This window comes from Streptomyces thermocarboxydus (genome assembly GCF_024760485.1).
In the GTDB taxonomy this organism is placed as follows: Bacteria; Actinomycetota; Actinomycetes; order Streptomycetales; family Streptomycetaceae; genus Streptomyces; species Streptomyces cellulosae.
In genome coordinates, this window is the sequence record NZ_CP058273.1 from 2870299 (window position 1) to 2891845 (window position 21547).

Consider the following 21547-nt stretch of genomic DNA (forward strand, 5'->3'; position numbering starts at 1 on the left):
ATGCCGTTATACAGGCGAACGCCGTACCGCGCCGGGCGGGCGCCGGACCCGGTACGGATCACGCCATGTCGCACCTCCGGGATGCTCTTCCCGGACACGTCCGGATCTCGACGATTTCGCCACGAGGTCCGCGCGTCCGGGAACGGCCGGATAGCGTAAGTCGTCGAACATGTAAGCAATTTGGACTCAGGTGCCCCACAGGGCACAGGGCGCAGGAGTGGGTGGGGGCGTGGACGCGCAGAGTCGTGGGCGGGCGGAAGGGGCCGATCCCGCCGACCAGTGGGTGCTCAATCCGCAGACCGGTGACTACGAACTGAGACTGGACGGCGGGCCGCCGCCGGCACCTCCGGCGCCCTCGGTGCCGCGCCAGCGCACCCCGCAGGCGCCCGGCCCGCGGCCCGGCGGCCCACGCGAGCGCGATCCGGGCCCGCCCGGCCGGGACGGCGACACCGCGCCCGACGGCCCCCGCGACACGCACCGCCGCAAACGCAAGCAGCCGCAGAGGTCCGGCCGGCGCAAGGCGCTGATGTGGACCGGGGGCGTGATGGGCCTGGTGCTCGTCGGCGGCTCGGCGTTCGCGTACTACTGGTGGGACCGCCTGGGCGGGAACATCGACACCGTCGACATCGGCGACGTCGGCAGCGCCACGGTCCTCGGGGACGGCCCGGCCAACATCCTCGTCATCGGCAACGACGTCCGCACCGGCGAGGGCAACGAGGCGTACGGCAACCGGGACAACGTCACCGGGCACGCCGACACCACGCTCCTGTTCCACGTCGCCGGGGACCGCTCCAACGCGACGGTGGTGAGCATCCCGCGCGACCTGATGACCGAGATACCGGACTGCGAGACCCGGCAGTCCGACGGCACGACGAAGACGATCCCCGGCTCGGACGGCACCACCCGGTTCAACGAGTCGTACGGCGTCGAGGGCCGCGACCCCGGCTGCACCATGCGCACGGTCGAGCAGCTGACCGGCCTGGACGTGGACCACTTCATGATGTTCGACTTCAACGCCGTGAAGACGCTGTCCACGGCGGTCGGCGGCGTCGAGGTGTGCCTGGAGGAGCCCCTGAAGGACACCTCGGGCGGCACCAAGCTCGACCTGCCGGAGGGCAGGAGCACCATCCAGGGCGAGGAGGCGCTGTCCTTCCTGCGCAACCGGCACGGTCTGAAGAACGAGAGCGACCTGGACCGGATCGGGATGCAGCAGAAGTTCGTCGCGTCGATGATGCGCCGCCTCAAGGAGGACACGCTCAGCAGCCCGTCGAAGCTGCTGGACGTCGCCGACGCGGCCACCAAGTCCCTCACCGTGGACAAGGGCATCGGCAGTCCCGCCAAGCTGCTCACCCTCGCCAAGGAACTCGGCAAGATCGACCTGAAGAACATCACCCTGATGACGCTCCCGGTGGTCGACAACCCGGACGAGCCGAAGCCCGTCACCGTCGTCCCGGACCCGGTGAAGGCGCCGCAGGTGTTCTCCATGCTCCAGGACGACGTGTCGTTCACCGAGGTGAAGAAGCAGCAGAAGAAGGCCAAGGACAAGCAGGCCGCGCTGCTGAAGGGCGCGCGGGCCGAGGCGTCCGCCGTGCGCGTCGACGTCTTCAACGGCGGCGGCCCGCAGGGCGCGGCCGGGGACACGGTCACCTGGCTGCAGACCAGCCAGGGGGTGTCCCGTTCGGCGAACCAGGGCAACGCACCCGCGAAGGTCACCCGCACCCAGCTCGTCTACGCCCCGGACCAGGCCGATCAGGCGCGCAAGCTCGCCGATCTCATGGGCCTGCCCGCCGCCGCGATGAAGCCCACCGCCAAGGCCGGCGGGGAGGCGCCGATGACGCTGACCCTCGGCCCCGACTTCAAGGGGGCCGGGGTTCCGGTCTCGACGCCCAAGAAGGTCGACGTCCCGCAGTCGAGGGCCGACGAGAAGATGTGCAAGGGCTGAGGCCGGGACGGCGTGCGGCACTTGGGGAACGGCGGTCCGCCCGAGGGCGGGAACGGGGGTTACCCCCAGTGCGGTCCGCCTCCCGCGTGCCTACCTTGTGAGGCATGACCGGAATGGACGCGCGGGACGCCGAGCTGAAGAAGGAACTCCACGCCTCCCTGCAGGCCCGCAGGGAACTGGGCGAGGACTACGAGTCCGCCCTGGTCGACTCGTTCCTGGAGAAGGTCGACCAGCGCATCGACGGCGCCGTGGAGCGCCGGGTCCGCCGGCAGCTCGCCGAGCAGCGGCTGACGTCGGCGCGGGACGCGCGGGAGCCGAAGACCACGGACTCCTGGGGCGAACGGTTCGGCTTCGGGATCGTGTCGCTGGTGCTGGCCGTGCCGCTGTCCGCGATCGGCGGAGGTGTGGCCCACCTGCCCGGCCTGCTGGTCGCCTGGGCGGGGATCGTCGGCGTGAACGTCGTCCAGGCCGTGCGCACCAACCCGGGTCTGTTCGGCGGCCGCCGCCCCGCGCGGGACGACGACGCCTGGGAGGACTGAGCGGCGGAACCGGCGTACGCGCCGGGAAAGAGATGTGCGCGGGGACCGCCGCACCCCCGTTGCCGGGGGGCGGGACGACGGCGGTCCCCGCGAACACGCGCTGCGCCACGGGCGTAGTGCGTTTCACAGGCGTCCATGGAGGTCCGGGAGCCGCTCCGGAGGTCCTTCGACGCCGTGTGAGCCGCCGGCCGGAACGGGGAGCCGCTCCCGTCCCGCCGACATCCACCACTGTGCCGGAGCTGTGTTAACCGAGTGCTGCGCGGGCGTGACGCGCTCGTACCACTTACGGGAAGTCCCGCACGGGACGGACCGCGCTCCTGAGGTCCGGGACCCGGGTGCGGGTCGTCCTGGGTTGCGCGCGCAGTTCCCCGCGCCCCTTCGGGGCGCGTCCACCGCATCCCGCCCAGGGGCGCGGGGAACTGCGCGCCAAGCCCCCCACCCCGCCGCAGACGGCATCGAACCCCATCGCCCCCAGGGGCGCGGGGAACTGCGCGATCGGTCACCCACCCGCCGCGGACGGCTACCTCACGCGCCGGTCTTGGCGAGGAAGGACAGCAGGTCCTGACGGCTCACCACACCCGTCGGCTTGCCCTCCACCAGCACGATCGCCGCGTCCGCCTTGCCCAGCACCGCCATCAGGTCCGCGACCGGCTCACCGGAGCCGACCTGCGGCAGCGGCGCCGACATGTGCTTCTCCAGCGGGTCGTCCAGCGACGCGCTCTTGCTGAACAGCGCGTCCAGCAGCTCGCGCTCCACGACCGAGCCGACGACCTCTGCGGCCATCACGTCCGGGTGGCCGGCGCCCGGCTTGACGACCGGCATCTGCGAGACGCCGTACTCGCGCAGCACCTCGATGGCCTGGCCGACGGTCTCGTCCGGGTGCATGTGGACGAGGGACGGGATGTGGCCGCCCTCCTTGTCGTCCAGGACGTCGGCGACGCGGGCGCTCGGACCGGAGTCCTCGAGGAAGCCGTAGTCGGCCATCCACTCGTCGTTGAAGATCTTGCTGAGGTAGCCGCGGCCGCTGTCCGGGAGCAGCACGACGACGACGTCGTCCTCGCCGAGCCGGGAGGCCACCTCCAGCGCCGCCACGACCGCCATGCCGCAGGAGCCGCCGACCAGCAGGCCCTCCTCCTTGGCGAGGCGGCGGGTCATCTGGAAGGAGTCCTTGTCGGAGACGGCGACGATCTCGTCCGCGACGTCACGGTCGTAGGCGGTCGGCCAGAAGTCCTCGCCGACGCCCTCCACCAGGTACGGACGGCCGGAACCGCCGGAGTACACCGAGCCCTCGGGGTCCGCGCCGATCACCTTGACGCGGCCGTCGCTGGCCTCCTTGAGGTAGCGGCCGGTGCCGGAGATGGTGCCGCCGGTGCCGACGCCCGCCACGAAGTGGGTGATCTTCCCCTCCGTCTGCTCCCACAGCTCGGGGCCGGTGGAGTGGTAGTGCGACAAGGGGTTGTTCGGGTTGGAGTACTGGTCCGGCTTCCAGGCGCCCGGCGTCTCACGGACCAGCCGGTCGGAGACGTTGTAGTAGGAGTCGGGGTGCTCGGGGGCCACCGCGGTGGGGCAGACGACGACCTCGGCGCCGTACGCGCGCAGGACGTTGATCTTGTCCGTCGAGACCTTGTCCGGGCAGACGAAGATGCACTTGTAGCCCTTCTGCTGGGCCACGATGGCGAGTCCGACGCCGGTGTTGCCGCTGGTCGGCTCGACGATCGTGCCGCCGGGCTTCAGCTCGCCGCTCTTCTCGGCCGCCTCGATCATGCGCAGGGCGATGCGGTCCTTCACGGAGCCGCCGGGGTTGAAGTACTCCACCTTGGCCAGGACGGTCGCCCTGATGCCCTTGGTCACGCTGTTGAGCCGCACCAGCGGGGTGTTGCCGACGAGGCTGATCATCGAGTCGTGGAATTGCACCGTTGTCTCCGGATGCTGCAAAAGAGGTGGTCGTGGTGGTGATGCCAGCCTAGGGCCTTTCGTCGGATCGCCCCGGCGCCGGCCGGGAACGCACCGCGCCTCACAGCGACCTGACCCAAACGAAAGACCCCCAGCCCTTCCCGGAGCCGGACCCGGCCGGGTCGTTCACTCCCCGTCGGGATTGGACCACCGTCCGTACGGGGCAAGCACTGGGTGTACGGCTACGAGGAGGTGGCGGCGAGCATGACGGGCTTGTCGAGGGCGCGGGTGGCCCGGCGCATCGCGGCCGGCGCCGCGTACGGCGGCGGGGGGATCGGGCTGGCCGGCGCGGCGGCCGTGGGGGTGCTGCTCGCGGAGATGCAGCTTGCCCGGCGCCGGGTGGGCAACGGCACGACTCCTCACGTGCCCAACGCGGACGGGCTCTACGGGGCCTCCTACACGGTGCCGGGTGAGCCGGCGCTGCGGCTGACGATGCTGGGCGACTCCACGGCGGCCGGGCAGGGCGTGCACCGGGCCGGGCAGACGCCGGGCGCGCTGCTCGCCTCCGGGGTGGCGGCGATCGCCGAACGGCCCGTGGGGCTGTCCACGGTGGCCGTGCCGGGAGCCTGCTCGGACGACCTGGACCGGCAGGTGAGCCGGGCGCTCGCGGACCCGTCGCGGGTGCCGGACATCTGCGTGATCATGATCGGCGCCAACGACGTCACCCACCGCATGCCGCCCACCCGCTCCGTGCGCCACCTCGCCGCGGCGGTGCGGCGGCTGCGGACGGCCGGCGCGGAGGTGGTGGTCGGCACGTGCCCGGATCTCGGCACGATCGAGCCGGTACGGCAGCCGCTGCGCTGGCTGGCCCGCCGCGCCTCACGGCAGCTCGCGGCGGCGCAGACGATCGGAGTGGTCGAGCAGGGCGGGCGCACGGTGTCGCTGGGCGACCTGCTGGGCCCCGAGTTCGCGGCGAACCCGCGGGAGCTGTTCGGCCCGGACAGCTACCACCCCTCGGCGGAGGGGTACGCGACGGCGGCGATGGCGGTGCTGCCGACGGTGTGCGCGGCGCTGGGGCTGTGGCCGGCGGAGGAGGAGCGGCCGGACGCGGCGCGCCGCGAGGGGTTCCTGCCGGTGGCGCGGGCGGCGGCGGAGGCCGCGTCGGAGGCGGGTACGGAGGTCACGGCGGCGATGCCGACGGGGCCTCGGGGCGCGTGGGCCCTCCTGAAGCGGCGTCGGCGCCGCCGGGTGACGGAATCCGAACCGGAACCGTCCACGCAGCCGTCCCCGTGACCCACCTCGCTTCTCCGCGGCGGCGGGTGCGGGTCGTAGGTGCCTGGTCGCGCGGTTCCCCGCGCCTCTGAGGGACGCCCCGGCTGCGGGCAGTCGTGCCTCCCCCAGTGCCTCAAGGGCCTGGGAGGTACCCCGAGGGCGATGGGGGTACCTCCCGCTCGAGCGAAGCCGAGAGTGGGGGAGGGTGGGCGCGGCGGCCCCCCGCCGACGCCGGGCGCGGGACCTCCGTGGCCGATCGCGCAGTTCCCCGCGCCCCTCGACAGGCGCTTCAGTCACGGTCGCCGAAAGCGAAGCCGTCCGAGGCGCCCTGGGGGCCAAAAAGCAAGCGCTTAGAAAGTTGCGGCCCATCTCACACCCCGACACCCGTGACCCCGGTCATACGTACGGGTAACTTCCCAACGGACGCCGCCCCGCGCCCCGCCGCACCCTCTTCACTCTGGAGCCGTGATGCCCGAAGCCGTGATCGTTTCCGCCGCCCGCTCCCCCATCGGCCGCGCCTTCAAGGGCTCGCTCAAGGACCTGCGGCCGGACGACCTGACCGCCACGATCATCCAGGCGGCCCTCGCCAAGGTCCCCGAGCTGGACCCGCGCGACATCGACGACCTGATGCTCGGCTGTGGTCTGCCCGGCGGTGAGCAGGGCAACAACCTCGGCCGGGTCGTCGCCGTGCAGATGGGCATGGACCACCTCCCCGGCTGCACGATCACCCGCTACTGCTCGTCCTCCCTGCAGACCTCCCGCATGGCGCTGCACGCCATCAAGGCCGGCGAGGGCGACGTCTTCATCTCGGCCGGCGTCGAGACGGTCTCGCGGTTCGTGAAGGGCAACTCCGACAGCCTCCCGGACACGCGCAACCCGCTGTTCGCCGAGGCCGAGGCCCGCACCGCCGAGGTCGCCCAGCAGGAGGGCACCACCTGGCACGACCCGCGTGAGGACGGCCTGGTCCCCGACCCGTACATCGCGATGGGCCAGACCGCGGAGAACCTCGCCCGCTGGAAGGGCGTCACCCGCCAGGAGATGGACGAGTTCGGCGTCCGCTCGCAGAACCTCGCCGAGGAAGCCATCAAGAACGGCTTCTGGGAGCGCGAGATCACCCCGGTGACGCTGCCCGACGGCACGGTCGTCAGCAAGGACGACGGCCCGCGCGCCGGCGTCACCATGGAGGGCGTCTCCGGCCTGAAGCCCGTCTTCCGCCCCGACGGCCTGGTCACCGCCGGCAACTGCTGCCCGCTCAACGACGGCGCCGCCGCGCTCGTCATCATGAGCGACACCAAGGCCCGCGAGCTGGGCCTGACCCCGCTGGCCCGGATCGTGTCCACCGGCGTCTCCGGCCTCTCCCCGGAGATCATGGGCCTCGGCCCGGTCGAGGCGAGCAAGCAGGCGCTGCAGCGGGCCGGCCTGACCGTCGACGACATCGACCTGTTCGAGATCAACGAGGCGTTCGCCGCCCAGGTGATCCCGTCCTACAAGGACCTGGGCATCCCGCTGGAGAAGCTGAACGTCAACGGCGGCGCCATCGCCGTCGGCCACCCCTTCGGCATGACCGGCGCCCGCATCACCGGCACGCTCATCAACTCCCTGCAGTTCCACGACAAGCAGTTCGGTCTGGAGACGATGTGCGTCGGCGGCGGCCAGGGCATGGCGATGGTCATCGAGCGCCTGAGCTGATCCCGCGCGCCGCTGCGTCATCGCACCGGCACACCGCGTGAGAAAACGGCCCGGCACCCCCGTCTTCCGGGGTGCCGGGCCGTTCTGTGATCCAAATTCCCCCAGGATGTGACCTACGCCTCGTTGGCAGGGCATTCGCGCAGGTCACGGCAGCCGCGCCGGGCCTGCACACCCCGTCGGACTGTCCGATTCGTGACGTTACGCACTGACAGATGGTTAGTCCGCCCTTCAAGCTGATGTAGGAAGTCGGGGGTCGACTGTGAACCGGGAGTACGTCAGTGAGCGCCATGCCGATCGCCCTGCTGATCACCACGGCCGCCACCGGCGCCGTGGGCGTCGCCGTCCTGCGCAGCGTGCTGGTACTGCGCCGACAGGTCACGGCACTGCACACCGAGCTGGCCAGGAGCCGGGCCACGGACCGTGCCCAGGTCCCGCCCGCCCGCTCGGCAGGACCGGACGAGATACGCGCCGCGGTCGCGGAGGCGCTCGCCGAGGAGCGCGAGCGCGAGCTGGCCGAGGCGCGGGCGTTCTGGGCCGCCCAGGAGGCCCGTGACGCCTCCGACGGCCCGTCCCTGCTGGGGCTGCCCGACAGTGAGCTGTTCCTGCCCCGGCAGGCCGATTTCGCGGGCCTGGAGCCGGCCGTAGAGCCCGGCGCCGACACCGAGGAGTACGCCGGGGACTCCCCCGAACTGGCCGCGGCCCGCCGCCGTCACCCCTCGCACCCGGACTTCGTGCCGCACTCCTCGCCGGTCGTGAGCGACCACGAGCGCACGGTGGAGGTGCTGGAGGAGCTGGCGGCCGCGCGCACCGAGCTGACCGACGTCCGGCCGGGCCCGCTGGGCACCCTGGACGTGTACGTGTTCGCCGACGGCACCACGCTGTGCATGACGCCGGGCCACCGCGAGACCGCGGACCGGCTGGCGGAGGCGCTGCGCGCGGGTGAGACGCCGTTCCTGCTGGGCGGCTCCGGCATCTCCGGGGCGTACACGCTGACGTTCGCGTGCGGCGAGGGCAGCGTCTACATCCTCGCGGACCGCGTCATCGCGTCGCTGTAGTTCCCCGAGGCCCTCGCCGGCTGCCTGACGCCTGCGGCGTTCCGCGGGCGCCCCTGTACCGCCCGGCGCACGACCCTCGCGGGGTCACACACCCGCGCGCTCGCGTGCCTCCTCCACGAGCCGGGCGGCTTCGGCCACTTCCTCGTCGCTTTTCAGCACGAGCGCGAAGTCGTGTCCGGCGACGGTGATCTGATCCGCGGCGGCGAACATGCCGGCGTCCGGCATCTCGCGCGGCTCGGTGCCCGGCTCCTCGACAAGCTGGGTGCGCCGCGCCAACTCCCTGGCCAGGGCGAGCGCCTCGGCCGCCGCCCCCCGCTGCAGCCGGCTCTGGGGCGCGGCCCGCAGACGGTCGGCGAAATGATCCACGGCACGGGTGAAGGGCGTCGTATCAACCACGCGGCGAGCGTACGCGGCGCGGCAGGACTGTTGCCAACGGACGGGTGCTCGGGCACGGTGACCTGAAGGACCGGCTTGTATCCCAGCGTCCGGAGGCGCCGATGTCCCAAGTCTTCTCCGCAGAGACCCATCGCAACATGCTCGCCCGCATCCCGCACTGCACCGGTCGTGAGATCTCCGACTGGCTGCGCACCGTCGACGAAGGCCCGGCGCTCGTCCGCTTCGAGGAGAAGGTCAGCTGGCTGAGGCACGAGTACGACCTGGCGTACGGCCACGCCAAGGCGATCGTGCACGAGTACGACCTGCGGAGGGCGGCGCGCAGGCTGCTCTAGCCGGCGCCCGGCCCGTCCCCTGGAACGGCCCCCGGGACACGGCGAAGGGCCCCGGTGGGAACCGGGGCCCTTCGTCATGCCGTGCGGTCGACGCCGGGGGCGTCAGTCGCTGTTGAGGATCGAGATGAGCCGCAGGAACTCGAGGTAGATCCACACCAGGGTCAGCGTGAGGCCGAAGGCGGCGAGCCAGGCCTCCTCACGCGGGGCCCCGTAGGCGATGCCGTCCTCGACCTGCTTGAAGTCCAGGGCGAGGAAGCAGGCGCCGAGGATGATGCCGATGACGCCGAACAGGACGCCGAGGGCGCCGCTGCGGAAGCCGAGGCCGTCGCCGCCGCCGATCACCGCGAACAGCAGGTTCACGGCCATCAGCAGGACGAAGCCGAGGGCGGCCGCCATGACGAAGCCGTAGAAGCGGCGGTTGACGCGGATCCACCCGGCCTTGTAGGCCACCAGCACACCGGCGAACACCGCCATGGTGCCGATCACGGCCTGCATGGCCGCGCCGTCGGCGATGCGGTTGTCGACGACGCTGGAGACGACGCCGAGGAACACACCCTCGAACGCGGCGTACGTGAGGATCAGCGCGGGCGAGGCCTTGCGCTTGAAGGACTGGACGAGCGCCAGGACCATGCCGATCAGCGCGGCGCCGATGCCGATGCCGTAGGAACGGCCGATGTTGGCGTCGTCGACCGGCAGCAGCGCCCAGGCGAGCGCCGCGGCGACGACGAGCACGCCGAGCGTGGTGCCCGTGCGCATCACGACGTCGTCGATGGTCATCCGGCCGGCCGCGGCGGGGGCCTGCGGCGGGGCGCCGTACTGCTGCTGCTGCGCGTACGGGTTCTGGGCGTACGGGTTGCCCGTCGGCTGTGCGTACGGGTTGCCCGTCGGCTGTGCGTACGGGTTGGCCTGCGTGGCGACTGCGGGGCCCCCGGCCTGCGGCGCGGTGTTGAAGCCCGCGTAGCCGTTGTCGCGGCCGAACCCCCGTCGCGAGAAGACCGGGTTACTGCTCCTCATTTCACTCCTCCATGGCCACTCGGTGCGGCCTTGGCTCAAGAGTAATAGGTAGGCAAAGGAATGACCCTAATGCTTGGGGAGGATCTTTCCCTCGTTGTGCTGCGCAACACGCTACGCGCCGCGGTGATTCCCTTCACTGCGGGTCACGGACCGGTACCGAGCCGGTACCTGCCCGGAACCGGCCGGAGACAGTGGCCGGCCATCCGCGTGATCAGCCGAAGGGGAATCCGGTGTAGCCCTCGGCGAGGTCGGCCGCGGCGGAGCGGGTGGTGGCGATGCGGTCCAGACGGGCGAGCTGCAGCCGGTCCTCGAAGGCGGTGGCGCCGGGGGCGCGGTGCAGCAGCGCGGTCATGTCGTGGGAGAACCGCTCGGCCTGCCAGACGCGGCGCAGGCAGGTCTCGGAGTAGGCGTCGAGCAGTTCGGCGGAGCCGGTGCGCCGTTCGTGTTCCAGGGCGCGGGCGAGGACGACCACGTCCCCGACGGCGAGGTTGAGGCCCTTGGCGCCGGCGGGCGGCACGATGTGGGCGGCGTCCCCGGCGAGGAAGAGGCGGCCGTACCGCATGGGCTCGTGGACGTAGGAACGCATCGGGGTGACCGACTTCTGCGTGACGGGGCCGCGCTCCAGGGTCCAGCTGTCGGCGGTCTCCAGGCGCCGGGCGAGCTCGTCCCAGATCTCCTCGTCGGTCCACTCCTCCGCTTCGGTGCCTTCCGGCACCTGGAGGTAGAGGCGGGAGACGGACGGGGTGCGCATGGACAGCAGGGCGAAGCCGCGGTCGTGGCGGGCGTAGACCAGCTCGTCGTGGGAGGGCGGCACGTCGGCGAGGACGCCCAGCCAGGCGTACGGGTAGACGCGCTCGAAGACGCGGGAGACGGCGGCGGGGACGGCGGCCCGGCACACCCCGTGGAAGCCGTCGCAGCCGGCCACGTAGGCGCACTCCAGCACCTCCTCGCGGCCGCCGCGGCGGAAGCGGATCCGCGGGGCGTCGGTGTCGACGTCCTCCACGGCGAGCACTTCCGACTCGAATAGGACCGGGGGACCGTCGGTCTCGGCGAGGGCGATGAGGTCCTTGCAGACCTCGGTCTGGGCGTAGACGGTGACGCGGCGGCCGCCGGTGAGGTCCGGGAAGTCGATGCGGTGACGGCGCCGGGCGAACCGCAGTTCGATGCCGTCGTGGGGCAGCCCCTCACGGTCCAGCCGCTCCCCCGCCCCGGCCGCCCGGAGCACGTCGGCGGTGCCCTGCTCCAGCACCCCGGCCCGCTGCCGCCGCTCCACGTAGGCGCGGTCGCGGCACTCCAGGACGACGCAGTCGATCCCCGCGAGCCGCAACAGCCGCGCCAGCATCAGCCCGGCCGGCCCGGCCCCCACGATCCCCACGGTGGTATGCATCGCTCGTCCCCCTTCACCCGCGGCCGAACGCGAGTTTCCGGGCGGGGGCGCCCGGGTGTCAACGCCCGGGCGGGAGGCCGGGGTGGGCCGGCCGGCCACCACGGGACCCCGTGCCGCTCACCCCGCGAGCCACCGGCGGCGTCAGCCGCGCGTGCCGCTGCCGCGGGGGACCGTGAAGGACACCAGCACCGCGAGGAGGGTGAAGCCGAGGGCCCACCAGAACGCGTGCTGGAAGCCGAGCGCGGGAGTCGACGCCGTGGTCGTCGCGGCCTGGAGCGTCACCGCGAGCACCGCCGTGCCGAACGAGCCGCCGAGCTGCTGGCCGATGCGGCTGATGACGCTCGCGTGCGGCACCTCGTCGCGGGCGAGCCCTTCGAACGCGAGGGCCATGAGCGTCACCGTCACCGCGCCGAGACCGAGACCGCGGACGAGCAGGAACGCGCTGATGAGCACGAGGTCCGTATGCTCCGTGGCGCCGAGGAACGGGACCGTGCCGATCGTCACGAGCACGAAGCCCGCGACCACGACCCACCGGGACCCGATCGTCTCCGACAGGCGTGCCGCCGGGGTCCGGCTGAGCAGCGTGCCCACGCCCTGCGGGATCAGCAGCAGGCCCGCGACGAGCGGTGTCATGCCGCGCAGCTGCTGGAAGTACAGCGGGATCAGCAGCATGGCGCCGTACAGGGCCACGCCCGACAGGAACAGCAGCAGCGTCGAGGACGCCAGCGGCAGGTGCCGCAGCAGCCGCAGGTCGACGAGCGACTCCGTCCTGCGGCGCAGGGCACGCCGGGTGAAGACGCCGATCGCCGCCAGGCCGGCCAGCAGAGGGACGAGCACGTCCTGGTGCAGGAACCCACCGTCCCTGCTGGCGTCGCTCAGCCCGTACAGCACGGCCGCCAGGCCTGAGGACATGAGGGCGAACCCGGTGACGTCGAGCTTCGCGGGGCGGGTCTCCTCGTCCTTGGGCAGGTACTTCAGCGCGAGGGCGATGCCCGCCATCCCGAAGGGGAGCGTGACGAGGAACAGCCAGCGCCAGTCGAGCCGGTCCAGCACGACCCCGCCGAGCACCGGACCGAGGATCGGGCCCAGCGAGGCCGGGATGCCGATGACGGCCATGATCCGCGCCAGGCCCTTGCCGCCCGCCGCCTGCATCACGAGCGTCGACATCATCGGCATGAGGATGCCTCCGCCCACGCCCTGGAGGACGCGGAACGCGATCAGCGAGGCGGCATCCCACGCGAGGGCGCTCAGCACGGACGCCACCAGGAAGACGAGCAGACCCAGGATCCACAGGCGCCTGCCGCCCAGACGCCGCTGGGCCCACGGGACGACCGGGATGACGACGGCGAGGGCCAGCAGGTAGCCGGTGCTGATCCACTGGATCGTGGACAGGGGGACGTCCAGGATCCCGGCGAGCGGCTCGACCGCCACGGCCACGATGGTCGTCCCGAACAGGACGCCCAGCGCCCCGACGACAACGGTCCAGGCGACCGGCCACACCCCCGGGGCGAGCTCTTCGGCCCTCGTGTCCGCTTCAGGTGCTTTCGTGGTCACTTGAAACCTCTTTAAGAGACACGGTGTATCTTCTCTAGGAGAGTACGTCGGACGAATAGGAAACGCAATGTCTCTTAAAGTTGAGGGTCCCGCAGGGGAGCCGGCTCACGCGCCCAAGCGGCGCCGCCGCGGCGCGGAGCTGGAGAAGGCGCTGCTGGACGCCGCCTGGGCCGAGCTGATGGAGTCCGGCTACGAGACGATGACCTACGACGCGGTCGCCGAGCGGGCGAGCACCAGCCGGGCCGTGCTCTACCGCCGCTGGCCCGCCAAACGCGAACTGGCCCTGGCCGCGGCCGCCTCCCGGCTGGGCGCGGACATCGCCGCGCCCGCCCCGGACACCGGCTCCCTGCGCGGGGACGTCATCGCGCTCATGCACGCCGCCAACGACGCCCGTGCGCGCGTCGCCATCCAGTTGGCCGCGCGCCTGGACGGCGCCGACCGGGACGCACCCACGCTCGCCGACCTGCGCACCAAGCTCACCGAGAGCCGCGGCAGCCGGATGCGGACCGTCCTCGAACGCGCCCGCGACCGGGGCGAGATCGCCACGGCGGACGTGCCGCCACGCGTGCGGAACGCCGCCTTCGACCTGCTGGCCAACGAGGTGCTGGTCACGCAGGCCTCCGCGGCCGACGAGGCGATCGAGGAGATCGTCGACCAGGTGTTCCTGCCCCTCGTCCACGCCGTGGCCGGACCTGGAGGACGCACGGCCGCAGAAGCCCGGTCCCGGCCGGCACCGCGGGACTAGTCCCGCGGTATCCGCGGGCCGCCGAACCGGATACCCCGGGCGGATGCCCGGGCACGGCCCCGTTCCTAGCGTGGTGAAACATGATCGTCGCTCAACATCTGACCAAGCGGTACGGCGAACGGACCGCCGTGGAGGACCTCTCCTTCACGGTGCGGCCCGGCGTCGTCACCGGCTTCCTCGGCCCCAACGGCGCGGGGAAGTCCACCACCCTGCGCATGCTGGTGGGGCTCGACCACCCCACCTCCGGCAGCATCACCGTCGGCGGGCGCCGGTACGCCGACCTGCCCGACCCGCTGCGCCACGTCGGCCTCCTCATCGACGCCAAGGGCGTGCACCGGGGCCGCTCCGCCCACGCCCACCTGCTCGCCCTCGCGCAGACCCACGGCATCCCCGAGTCCCGGGTGCGGAAGGTGCTCGACCTGGTCGGCCTGGGCTCCGTCGCGCACAAGCGGGCCGGGGGTTTCTCCCTGGGCATGGGGCAGCGGCTGGGCATCGCCGCCGCCCTGCTCGGCGACCCCGAGGTCCTCGTCCTGGACGAGCCGGTCAACGGCCTCGACCCCGACGGCGTGCTGTGGCTGCGCCGGCTGCTCGCCGGGTACGCGGCCCGCGGGCGCACCGTGTTCCTCTCCTCCCACCTGATGAGCGAACTGTCCCTGATCGCCGACGACCTGGTGGTGATCGGCCAGGGGCGGCTGCTCGCCGCCGGCACCGTCTCGGACGTGATCGCCTCCGTCGCCCCCGCGTCGGTACACGTGGTCACCCCGGCCGCCTCCGCCCTGGCCACCGTGCTCCAGGGCGCGGACGTCACCGTGACCTCGCTGGACGCGGAGACGCTGGAGGTCCAGGGCCGCCCGGCCCACGAGATCGGCGAGATCGCGAGCGCCCACCGCATCCCCCTCCACGAACTCTCCCCCCGGCGCATCACGCTGGAGGAGGCCTTCATGCAGATCACCCGCAACGCCGTCGAGTACGGCACACCCGGAAGCGCCGCACCCCGGACGTCCGCACCCCTGGAGTCCGTCCGATGACCGCCGCCACCCTGCCCGCGCCGGACCTCGGCACCGCCCGCGTCACCGCCAAGGGGCTGCTGCTCTCCGAATGGACCAAGCTCCGGTCGGTCCGCTCGCTGCTGCTGACCCTCGCCCTGTCCTTCGCCTTCGTGGCCGGACTCAGCGCCTATCTGCTGGTCGAGGGGCAGACGCTCGGCGACAGCGCCGCGGCCGGCATCCCGTTCAGCTTCACCGCCGTCTACCCGCTCGGGGTGCTGGCCCTGGTCGTCCTGGGCGTGCTCGTGGTGACCGGTGAGTACAGCAGCGGCTCGATCCGGGCGAGCGTCGTGGCCGCGCCCCGGCGCACCGGCCTGCTCCTCGCCAAGGCGGCCGTCCTGACCGGCGTGACCACGGCACTCGGCGCGGTCATGTCCGTACTGCTGTACCTGCTCACCCGGATCACCGGGGCGATCCCCTCCGCGGCGGGCATGTCGCTGTTCGACCCGAGGATGTTCTGGGGCGTGCTCGCCGGGACGCTCCTGCTGCCCTTCGGCGCGCTCTTCGGGCTGGTGCTCGGCTCGCTGGTCCGCAACGCCGCGGCCGCGATCACGCTGTACTTCGGCGTGTTCCAGCTCGGCCCGCAGATCTTCCCGGCGTTCCTGCCCGACGGGGTGTCCGGCTTCACCGACTGGATGCCGTTCGCCGCCATGGACGTCGTGCGCGGCGCCGGTCTCGCCGACGGCCCGTACGGCGTCGGCACGGCGGTCGTCGTCCTGGTCACCTGGGTCGCCGCGCTGGGCGGCGTCTCGTGGTGGCTGCTGAAGACCCGCGACATCTGACCCGGAAGGCGACAGACGAGTGCGCATGCGTGTCGCGGACGCCGCGGTGACCGATCCGCTCCAGGGGATGAGCGCCTTCGACCGGCGCCACCCCTGGGGGTGGGACCTCGGCCTGGCCCTGCTCGTCGCCGCCGTGTCCTTCCTCGCGAGCCCGCCGTCCGGTCTGCCCGGCTGGGCGGTGCTCGCCGCCGTGCACGGCGCCGTCGCCCTGCGCCGACGCCGCCCGTACGCCGCCCTCCTGACCGCCTCCGGCGGCACCCTGGTCTCCGCGGCGGGCGCCCTCTCTCTCGACGGGACGCCCACGTGGACGTACCTGGCCGTGTGGGTGGCGCTGTTCGGCGCCGTCCTGCGCGACGGCCGGCGGCACGTGACCGGGACCGCGGCCGGCGTCGTCGCGGTCCTCGCCGTGACCGCCCTCGTCGCCCCGCCCGGCTCCGGAGGGACGCCTCCGCGCGAGCGCTTCCTCCTCGTCCTGGCGGTCACCGCCATGGGCGCCGCCGCGGTGCTGCTCGGCCTGCTCGTGCGCGGCAACCGCGTCCGCCTCGCCGCCGAGCAGGCCGAGATCGCCCGCACCGCGGCGGTCGCCGAACGCTCCCGCATCGCGCGCGAGATCCACGACGTCATCGGCCACAACCTCTCGGTCATCACCGCCCTCGCCACCGGCGGCGGCGTGGCAGCCCGCACCTCCCCGGACGAGGCGGTGCGCGCGTTCGACGCCATCGGCGAGGTGAGCCGCACCTCCGTGCGGGAGGTACGGCACGTGCTGCGGGTGCTGCGCGAGGACGCCGGCGCCGACGGCACGCCCCTGAGCCCGCAGCCCCGGCTCGACGACCTGGCCGACCTCCTCGACGCACTGCGGGACGCCGGGCTCGACGTCGTCCTGCGGCGCACCGGAGACCTGCGCACCCTCGACACCGGCCGGCAGCTCGCCGTCTACCGCGTCGTGCAGGAGTCCCTCACCAACGTGCTCCGGCACGCGGGCCCCGCGCCCCGCGCCCGCGTCGACGTCGAACGCGCGGCGGACGCCGTCACGGTGACCGTCACCGACACCGGCGCCGCGCCGGCCGCCCCGAAGCCCGGCGGCCATGGTCTGCCGGGGATGCGCGAACGCGTCGAGGCGTACGGCGGCACGTTCGAGGCCCGGGCCACGGGCACGGGCTGGCGGGTGCGGGCGCGCCTGCCCCTCGACGACGCCGACGGCCTCGGAACACGCCCGGCGACGGCGCGGGGAACCGAGGAACCGACGACCGATTCCCGGGGGACGGAGGACCGGAGGATGAGAACCCCATGACGGACACGTCCCATGCCGTCCGGGTGCTGATCGCGGACGACCAGCCCCTTCAGCGGATGGGCACGACGATGTTCCTCGCCGGGCAGCCGGACATCGACGTGGCCGGGGAGGCGGGCGACGGCGGCGAGGCGGTACGGCTGGCGCGGGACGTGCGCCCGGACGTGGTGCTGATGGACGTACGGATGCCCCGCCTCGACGGCATCGCCGCCACCCGCCTGATCGTGACGGACCACCGGGGTCCCGAGGACGCCCCGCGCGTCCTGCTGCTGACGACGTTCGACCTCGACGAGTACGTCCTGTCCGGCATCGAGGCCGGAGCGAGCGGCTTCCTCACGAAGGACGCGGAACCGGGCGACCTGCTGTCCGCGATCCGCGCGGTGGCCGCGGGCGACGCGGTGATCGCGCCCAGCGCCACCCGGCGTCTCCTGAGCCGCCTGGCGGCGGGACGCCCGGACCCGGTCCCGCTCTCGGCGGAGGAGCACGCCGGGATCGCCCGGCTCACGGCGCGGGAACGCATGATTCTCATGGCGATGGGAGAAGGACTGACGAACGCGGAGATCTCCCGGCGGCTTCATCTAGCCGAGTCGACGGTGAAGAGCCACGTCGGCCGGATCTTCGGGAAGATCGGCGCCCGCGACCGCGTCCACGCCGTCATCCTGGCCTTCCGGGCGGGCCTGGTGCGGGTCTGACGGGACGCCGGACGCGTCTGTCGACGTCGCGTCCCTCACCTGGGGCGAAGGTCAGGCCGTGCGGCCGTGGTGGTGCCCGGAGCCGGACTTGAACCGGCACGCCCGCTCAGGGGCAGCGAGGTTTAAGCTCGCCGTGTCTGCATTCCACCATCCGGGCAGGCCGTGGGCTCCGCTTCGCGGTTCCGAGCCTATCGGTGACCCTCCCTCCGACTGCGGCGGGATGGACCGATCTTGTCTTATTTTATTGGCGCCTGAGGGTCCATCAGACACCCGAACGCACCGTCAGCACGTGCCACCAGCCTTGCGTGCGACGAGGCCCTCCGCACGCGGAATGACGGAATTTCACCGTCCGAACAGGGCGCCCCACCCGTTCCGGGGACCGACCCGGGTAGGGGGCGTCCGTCATCCCCAGGTATGACCCGGCGTCCGGCGCTCCCTCCCGAGTCGCCCCCCGGAACCGGAGCAGCGGGTGACTCCGCGGCGGCGAAGCCACGGAACGATGGTCGTGTCCTCGAAACACGCCGTCCCACAGGAGCTCATCCGTGACCACCGCCCCCCTCGCCGACCGGACCACCGCCGTGGCCGCACGCGCCACGGAGCTGTCGAAGATCTACGGCCAGGGCGAGACCCAGGTGGTCGCCCTGGACCGCGTCTCCGTCGACTTCCGGCAGGCCGAGTTCACCGCGATCATGGGCCCTTCGGGCTCCGGCAAGTCCACGCTGATGCACTGCGTCGCCGGGCTCGACACCTTCTCCTCCGGCTCCGTGCGCATCGGCGACACCGAGCTGGGCGCGCTGAAGGACAAGCAGCTCACGCGGCTGCGCCGGGACAAGATCGGCTTCATCTTCCAGGCGTTCAACCTGCTGCCGACGCTGAACGCCCTGGAGAACATCACGCTCCCCATGGACATCGCGGGCCGCAAGCCGGACAAGGAGTGGCTGGACACCGTGATCCGGATGGTCGGCCTGGCCGACCGGCTCGGCCACCGCCCGGCCCAGCTCTCCGGCGGCCAGCAGCAGCGGGTCGCGGTGGCGCGGGCGCTGGCGTCCCGGCCCGACATCGTCTTCGGCGACGAGCCCACCGGCAACCTCGACTCCCGCTCCGGCGCCGAGGTGCTCGGCTTCCTGCGCAACTCCGTGCGCGAACTGGGCCAGACGGTGGTCATGGTGACCCACGACCCGGTCGCCGCCGCCTACGCGGACCGGGTGGTCTTCCTCGCCGACGGCCGCATCGTCGACGAGCTGTACGGGCCGACGGCCGACTCCGTGCTCGACCGCATGAAGCGCTTCGACGCCAAGGGCCGCACCAGCTGACCCCGGGCCCGTCGCCCGCTCGCCCCTCCCTCGTACCGTCTGGACAGAGAAGACCCATGTTCCGTACCGCCTTGCGCAACGTCTTCGCGCACAAGGCCAGGTTGTTGATGACCGTGCTCGCCGTGATGCTCGGCGTGGCGTTCGTGTCGGGCACCCTGGTCTTCGCGGACACCCTTTCCAACGCCTTCCGCAACCAGTCGGCGAAGAGCTACGACGACGTCGCCGTCGCCGTCACCTCGTACGCCGACCCGGACAACCCCGAGGAGGCGCCCGGCCTGTCCGGCGAGGACCTCGACCGGATCTCCGCCGTGGACGGCGTCGCCGGGGTGTACGGCCGTGTCGGGGGCTTCGCCGGGGTCGCCGGCCCCGACGGGAAGCTGATCGGCGTCGGATGGTCCAACAAGGGCTCGAACTTCGCGCCCGGCGAGAACGGCAAGGACCCGGCGTACACGTTCACCGAGGGCTCCGGCCCGGTGAAGGACGACCAGATCGCGTTGGACGAGGAGTCCGCGGCCAAGGGCGAGTACGAGGTCGGCGACCGGGTGCGCGTCGCCACCAACGGCCCGGTCAAGGAGTACACGCTCAGCGGTGTGTTCACCACGGAGGACGGCGCCGTCAACGCCGGCGGCAGCCTCGTCCTCTTCGACACCGCCGTCGCCCAGAAGCAGTACCTGAAGCAGGGCTACTTCGAGGAGGTCACCGTCGTCGCGGCCCCCGGCGCGGACGACGCCGGGATCCTCGCCGCGGTCGAGCCGCTGCTGCCGGACACGGCGGAGGCGCGGACCGGCAAGGCGCTCGCGGACGAGCAGGCCGACCAGATCGAACAGGGCATGGGCAACCTCAAGCAGGTCCTGCTCGGCTTCGCGGGCATCGCGCTCTTCGTGGGCGTCTTCCTGATCTCCAACACGTTCACGATGCTGGTCGCCCAGCGCACCAAGGAGGTCGCCCTGATGCGCGCGGTCGGCGCGTCCCGCAGGCAGATCACCCGTTCGGTGCTCGCCGAGGCCGCGGTGGTGGGTCTGGTGGCCTCGGCCGTCGGCTTCGCCCTCGGCGTCGGTCTGGCCGTCGGACTGCGCTCCGGCATGGCGGCGTTCGACATGAAGATGCCTGACGGCCCGCTGGTCCTGTCCGCCACTCCGGTGGTCTCGGCATTCGCGGTGGGCGTGCTGATCACGGTGTTCGCCGCCTGGCTGCCCGGCCGCAGGGCCGCGAAGATCCCGCCGGTCGCGGCGATGAACAGCGTCCACGCGGTGGCCACCACCAAGTCGCTGGTGCTGCGCAACTCCGTCGGTGGGGCCGTCACCGCCCTCGGGGCGGCGGGGATCGTGGCCGGCGCCTCGACCGGCGGCGACGACGGCCGGATGTACATCGGCGCGGGGGCGTTCCTCGCTCTGATCGGCGTGATCATCCTGATCCCGCTGCTGTCCCGGCCCGTGATCGCACTCGTCCGTCCGCTGCTCGTCGGACCCTTCGGCGTGGCCGGCAAGCTGGCCGGCCAGAACGCGGTCCGCAACCCGCGCCGCACCGGCGCCACCGCCTCGGCGCTGGCGATCGGGCTGACGCTGGTGACCGGCCTGTCGGTGCTCGGCGTCACGGTCGGCACCGCCATCGACAAGATGACCACGGACAACATCAAGGCCGACTACATGGTCTCGATGGCCAACGGGGGCGACCTCGACCGGTCCGCGCTGACCGCGCTGGAGAACGCCGCGGGCGTCTCGGCGGTCTCGCCGCAGCAGGACGTCTACCTCCAGACCGACGACGACTACGTCTCCGCCTCCGCGGTCACCCCGGGCGACATCCAGGAGGTCTTGAACGTCGACGTCGTCAGCGGCGACATCGGCTCGCTCGCCGAGGGGCGGATCGCGGTCGCCGAGACCACGGCCGAGAGCAGGGGCTGGAAGCCCGGCGACAGCGTCCCCTTCACCTTCGCCGACGAGAAGAAGGCGACGCTGACGGTCGGCGCCGTCTACAAGGACAGCGAGTTCCTCTCCCCCGTCGTCCTCGACACCGCCGTGGTGAGCGGGCACGAGGCGAAGCCGTACATCCGGCAGATCTTCGTGAAGGTCGACGGCGGCCAGTCCGCGGCGAACGAGAAGGTCCTCGTCGACGCGCTCGGTGACAACCCCGCGATCACCGTGATGGACCGGCAGGACATCCGCGACGAGTTCGGCGGCGCCATCAACACCCTGCTGAACGTCATGTACGGCCTGCTGGCGATGGCTCTGATCATCGCGGTGCTGGGCGTCGTCAACACGCTCGCGATGTCCGTCTTCGAACGGCAGCAGGAGATCGGCATGCTGCGCGCGATCGGTCTGGACCGGCGCCAGGTGAAGCGGATGGTCCGGCTGGAGGCCGTCGTCATCTCGGTGTTCGGCGCGGTGGTCGGCATCGGTCTCGGCACGTTCCTCGGCTGGGCGATCGGCGAGACCGTCGCCGACGAGATTCCGGGGTACGCGCTGGTCCTGCCCTGGGACCGGATCGGGATCTTCGTGGTGCTGGCCGGTCTGGTGGGCGTCCTGGCCTCCCTGTGGCCGGCCCGCAACGCCGCCCGGCTGAACATGCTGAGCGCGATCAAGGCGGAGTGACCTCGTCGCGACGCGGCACA

18 protein-coding genes and 1 tRNA gene are annotated in these 21547 nt (G+C 72.3%); 13 read left to right on the plus strand and 6 right to left on the minus strand.

All coding sequences use genetic code 11. The features are described 5' to 3' along the window. The first annotated feature begins 229 nt into the window (after positions 1–229). Together AY578_RS13120 and AY578_RS13125 are read left to right on the plus strand one after the other, a co-directional pair. A complete protein-coding gene (locus AY578_RS13120; protein WP_215188730.1) occupies positions 230–1942 on the plus strand; it encodes an LCP family protein in 1713 nt (570 codons plus the stop codon). Positions 1943–2055: 113 nt separating this feature from the next. After that, positions 2056–2481, plus strand: a complete 426-nt coding sequence (locus AY578_RS13125; protein ID WP_019522676.1) for a hypothetical protein — start codon at positions 2056–2058, stop codon at positions 2479–2481. A 525-nt stretch (positions 2482–3006) separates the two neighbouring features. Here AY578_RS13125 and AY578_RS13130 read toward each other — a convergent pair. Further along, complete coding sequence (locus AY578_RS13130; RefSeq protein WP_019522675.1) at positions 3007–4395, minus strand: cystathionine beta-synthase; 1389 nt, start codon at positions 4393–4395, stop codon at positions 3007–3009. 243 nt (positions 4396–4638) lie between these two features. On the opposite strand from AY578_RS13130, the gene AY578_RS13135 reads away from it, so the two are divergent. The 3 genes from AY578_RS13135 to AY578_RS13145 all read left to right on the plus strand — a co-directional run bounded on the left by AY578_RS13135 (position 4639) and on the right by AY578_RS13145 (position 8390). Beyond that, a complete protein-coding gene (locus tag AY578_RS13135) occupies positions 4639–5667 on the plus strand; it encodes an SGNH/GDSL hydrolase family protein (RefSeq protein WP_137210459.1) in 1029 nt (342 codons plus the stop codon). 447 nt (positions 5668–6114) lie between these two features. Then, positions 6115–7335, plus strand: a complete 1221-nt coding sequence (locus tag AY578_RS13140; RefSeq protein WP_028959671.1) for an acetyl-CoA C-acetyltransferase — start codon at positions 6115–6117, stop codon at positions 7333–7335. A gap of 278 nt (positions 7336–7613) precedes the next feature. After that, positions 7614–8390 carry a hypothetical protein gene (locus tag AY578_RS13145; protein ID WP_019522672.1) on the plus strand — a complete coding sequence of 259 codons (777 nt, stop codon included), beginning with the start codon at positions 7614–7616 and terminating at the stop codon, positions 8388–8390. Between the two features lie 84 nt (positions 8391–8474). On the opposite strand, the gene AY578_RS13150 is transcribed toward AY578_RS13145, so the two are convergent. Beyond that, positions 8475–8786, minus strand: coding sequence for a hypothetical protein (locus AY578_RS13150; RefSeq protein ID WP_086020106.1), 312 nt, complete (start codon positions 8784–8786; stop codon positions 8475–8477). Between the two features lie 101 nt (positions 8787–8887). Here AY578_RS13150 and AY578_RS13155 point away from each other — a divergent pair, with 101 nt between their 5' ends. Continuing rightward, complete coding sequence (locus tag AY578_RS13155; RefSeq protein ID WP_006135890.1) at positions 8888–9118, plus strand: DUF4287 domain-containing protein; 231 nt, start codon at positions 8888–8890, stop codon at positions 9116–9118. Between the two features lie 102 nt (positions 9119–9220). Here AY578_RS13155 and AY578_RS13160 read toward each other — a convergent pair whose 3' ends face one another. The 3 genes from AY578_RS13160 to AY578_RS13170 form a co-directional block, all read right to left on the minus strand. Beyond that, the gene (locus AY578_RS13160) at positions 9221–10132 is read right to left on the minus strand and encodes a Bax inhibitor-1/YccA family membrane protein (protein WP_019522669.1); all 912 of its coding nucleotides are present in this window, start codon (positions 10130–10132) and stop codon (positions 9221–9223) included. Positions 10133–10343: 211 nt separating this feature from the next. Then, entirely contained in the window at positions 10344–11519 is a 1176-nt protein-coding gene (locus tag AY578_RS13165; protein WP_136239203.1) for a 4-hydroxybenzoate 3-monooxygenase, read from the minus strand. Positions 11520–11660: 141 nt separating this feature from the next. Next, positions 11661–13073: an MDR family MFS transporter gene (locus AY578_RS13170; protein ID WP_240801092.1), complete on the minus strand. Its 1413-nt coding sequence runs from the start codon at positions 13071–13073 to the stop codon at positions 11661–11663. 67 nt (positions 13074–13140) lie between these two features. Here AY578_RS13170 and AY578_RS13175 point away from each other — a divergent pair, with 67 nt between their 5' ends. The 5 genes from AY578_RS13175 to AY578_RS13195 all read left to right on the plus strand — a co-directional run bounded on the left by AY578_RS13175 (position 13141) and on the right by AY578_RS13195 (position 17626). Then, complete coding sequence (locus tag AY578_RS13175; protein ID WP_202415013.1) at positions 13141–13818, plus strand: TetR/AcrR family transcriptional regulator; 678 nt, start codon at positions 13141–13143, stop codon at positions 13816–13818. An 80-nt stretch (positions 13819–13898) separates the two neighbouring features. Then, positions 13899–14846: an ABC transporter ATP-binding protein gene (locus tag AY578_RS13180; protein WP_136239204.1), complete on the plus strand. Its 948-nt coding sequence runs from the start codon at positions 13899–13901 to the stop codon at positions 14844–14846. Continuing rightward, positions 14843–15646: an ABC transporter permease subunit gene (locus AY578_RS13185; RefSeq protein WP_019522664.1), complete on the plus strand. Its 804-nt coding sequence runs from the start codon at positions 14843–14845 to the stop codon at positions 15644–15646. The genes AY578_RS13180 and AY578_RS13185 overlap by 4 nt, the downstream gene beginning before the upstream one ends. Positions 15647–15671: 25 nt before the next feature. Further along, positions 15672–16937, plus strand: coding sequence for a sensor histidine kinase (locus tag AY578_RS13190; protein ID WP_019522663.1), 1266 nt, complete (start codon positions 15672–15674; stop codon positions 16935–16937). Further along, positions 16934–17626, plus strand: a complete 693-nt coding sequence (locus AY578_RS13195) for a response regulator (RefSeq protein ID WP_019522662.1) — start codon at positions 16934–16936, stop codon at positions 17624–17626. The genes AY578_RS13190 and AY578_RS13195 overlap by 4 nt, the downstream gene beginning before the upstream one ends. 70 nt (positions 17627–17696) lie before the next feature. Here AY578_RS13195 and AY578_RS13200 read toward each other — a convergent pair. Next, a tRNA-Leu gene (locus tag AY578_RS13200) sits at positions 17697–17783 on the minus strand. Positions 17784–18168: 385 nt separating this feature from the next. Here AY578_RS13200 and AY578_RS13205 point away from each other — a divergent pair. Together AY578_RS13205 and AY578_RS13210 are read left to right on the plus strand one after the other, a co-directional pair. After that, on the plus strand, positions 18169–18939 hold the full coding sequence (locus AY578_RS13205) for an ABC transporter ATP-binding protein (protein WP_137210464.1): 771 nt from the start codon (positions 18169–18171) through the stop codon (positions 18937–18939). Positions 18940–18995: 56 nt separating this feature from the next. Next, a complete protein-coding gene (locus AY578_RS13210; protein WP_161107722.1) occupies positions 18996–21527 on the plus strand; it encodes an ABC transporter permease in 2532 nt (843 codons plus the stop codon). Positions 21528–21547: the final 20 nt, after the last annotated feature.

Bases quoted from the DNA above. Each gene is read 5' to 3' on its own strand.
- AY578_RS13125 (WP_019522676.1), top strand. From the start codon at position 2,056: ATGGACGCGCGGGACGCCGAGCTGAAGAAGGAACTCCACGCCTCCCTG.
- AY578_RS13155 (WP_006135890.1), top strand. From the start codon at position 8,888: ATGTCCCAAGTCTTCTCCGCAGAGACCCATCGCAACATGCTCGCCCGC.
- AY578_RS13165 (WP_136239203.1), bottom strand. From the start codon at position 11,519: ATGCATACCACCGTGGGGATCGTGGGGGCCGGGCCGGCCGGGCTGATG.
- AY578_RS13135 (WP_137210459.1), top strand. From the start codon at position 4,639: ATGACGGGCTTGTCGAGGGCGCGGGTGGCCCGGCGCATCGCGGCCGGC.
- AY578_RS13140 (WP_028959671.1), top strand. From the start codon at position 6,115: ATGCCCGAAGCCGTGATCGTTTCCGCCGCCCGCTCCCCCATCGGCCGC.
- AY578_RS13160 (WP_019522669.1), bottom strand. From the start codon at position 10,132: ATGAGGAGCAGTAACCCGGTCTTCTCGCGACGGGGGTTCGGCCGCGAC.
- AY578_RS13210 (WP_161107722.1), top strand. From the start codon at position 18,996: ATGTTCCGTACCGCCTTGCGCAACGTCTTCGCGCACAAGGCCAGGTTG.
- AY578_RS13195 (WP_019522662.1), top strand. From the start codon at position 16,934: ATGACGGACACGTCCCATGCCGTCCGGGTGCTGATCGCGGACGACCAG.
- AY578_RS13185 (WP_019522664.1), top strand. From the start codon at position 14,843: ATGACCGCCGCCACCCTGCCCGCGCCGGACCTCGGCACCGCCCGCGTC.
- AY578_RS13175 (WP_202415013.1), top strand. From the start codon at position 13,141: ATGTCTCTTAAAGTTGAGGGTCCCGCAGGGGAGCCGGCTCACGCGCCC.
- AY578_RS13180 (WP_136239204.1), top strand. From the start codon at position 13,899: ATGATCGTCGCTCAACATCTGACCAAGCGGTACGGCGAACGGACCGCC.
- AY578_RS13190 (WP_019522663.1), top strand. From the start codon at position 15,672: ATGCGTGTCGCGGACGCCGCGGTGACCGATCCGCTCCAGGGGATGAGC.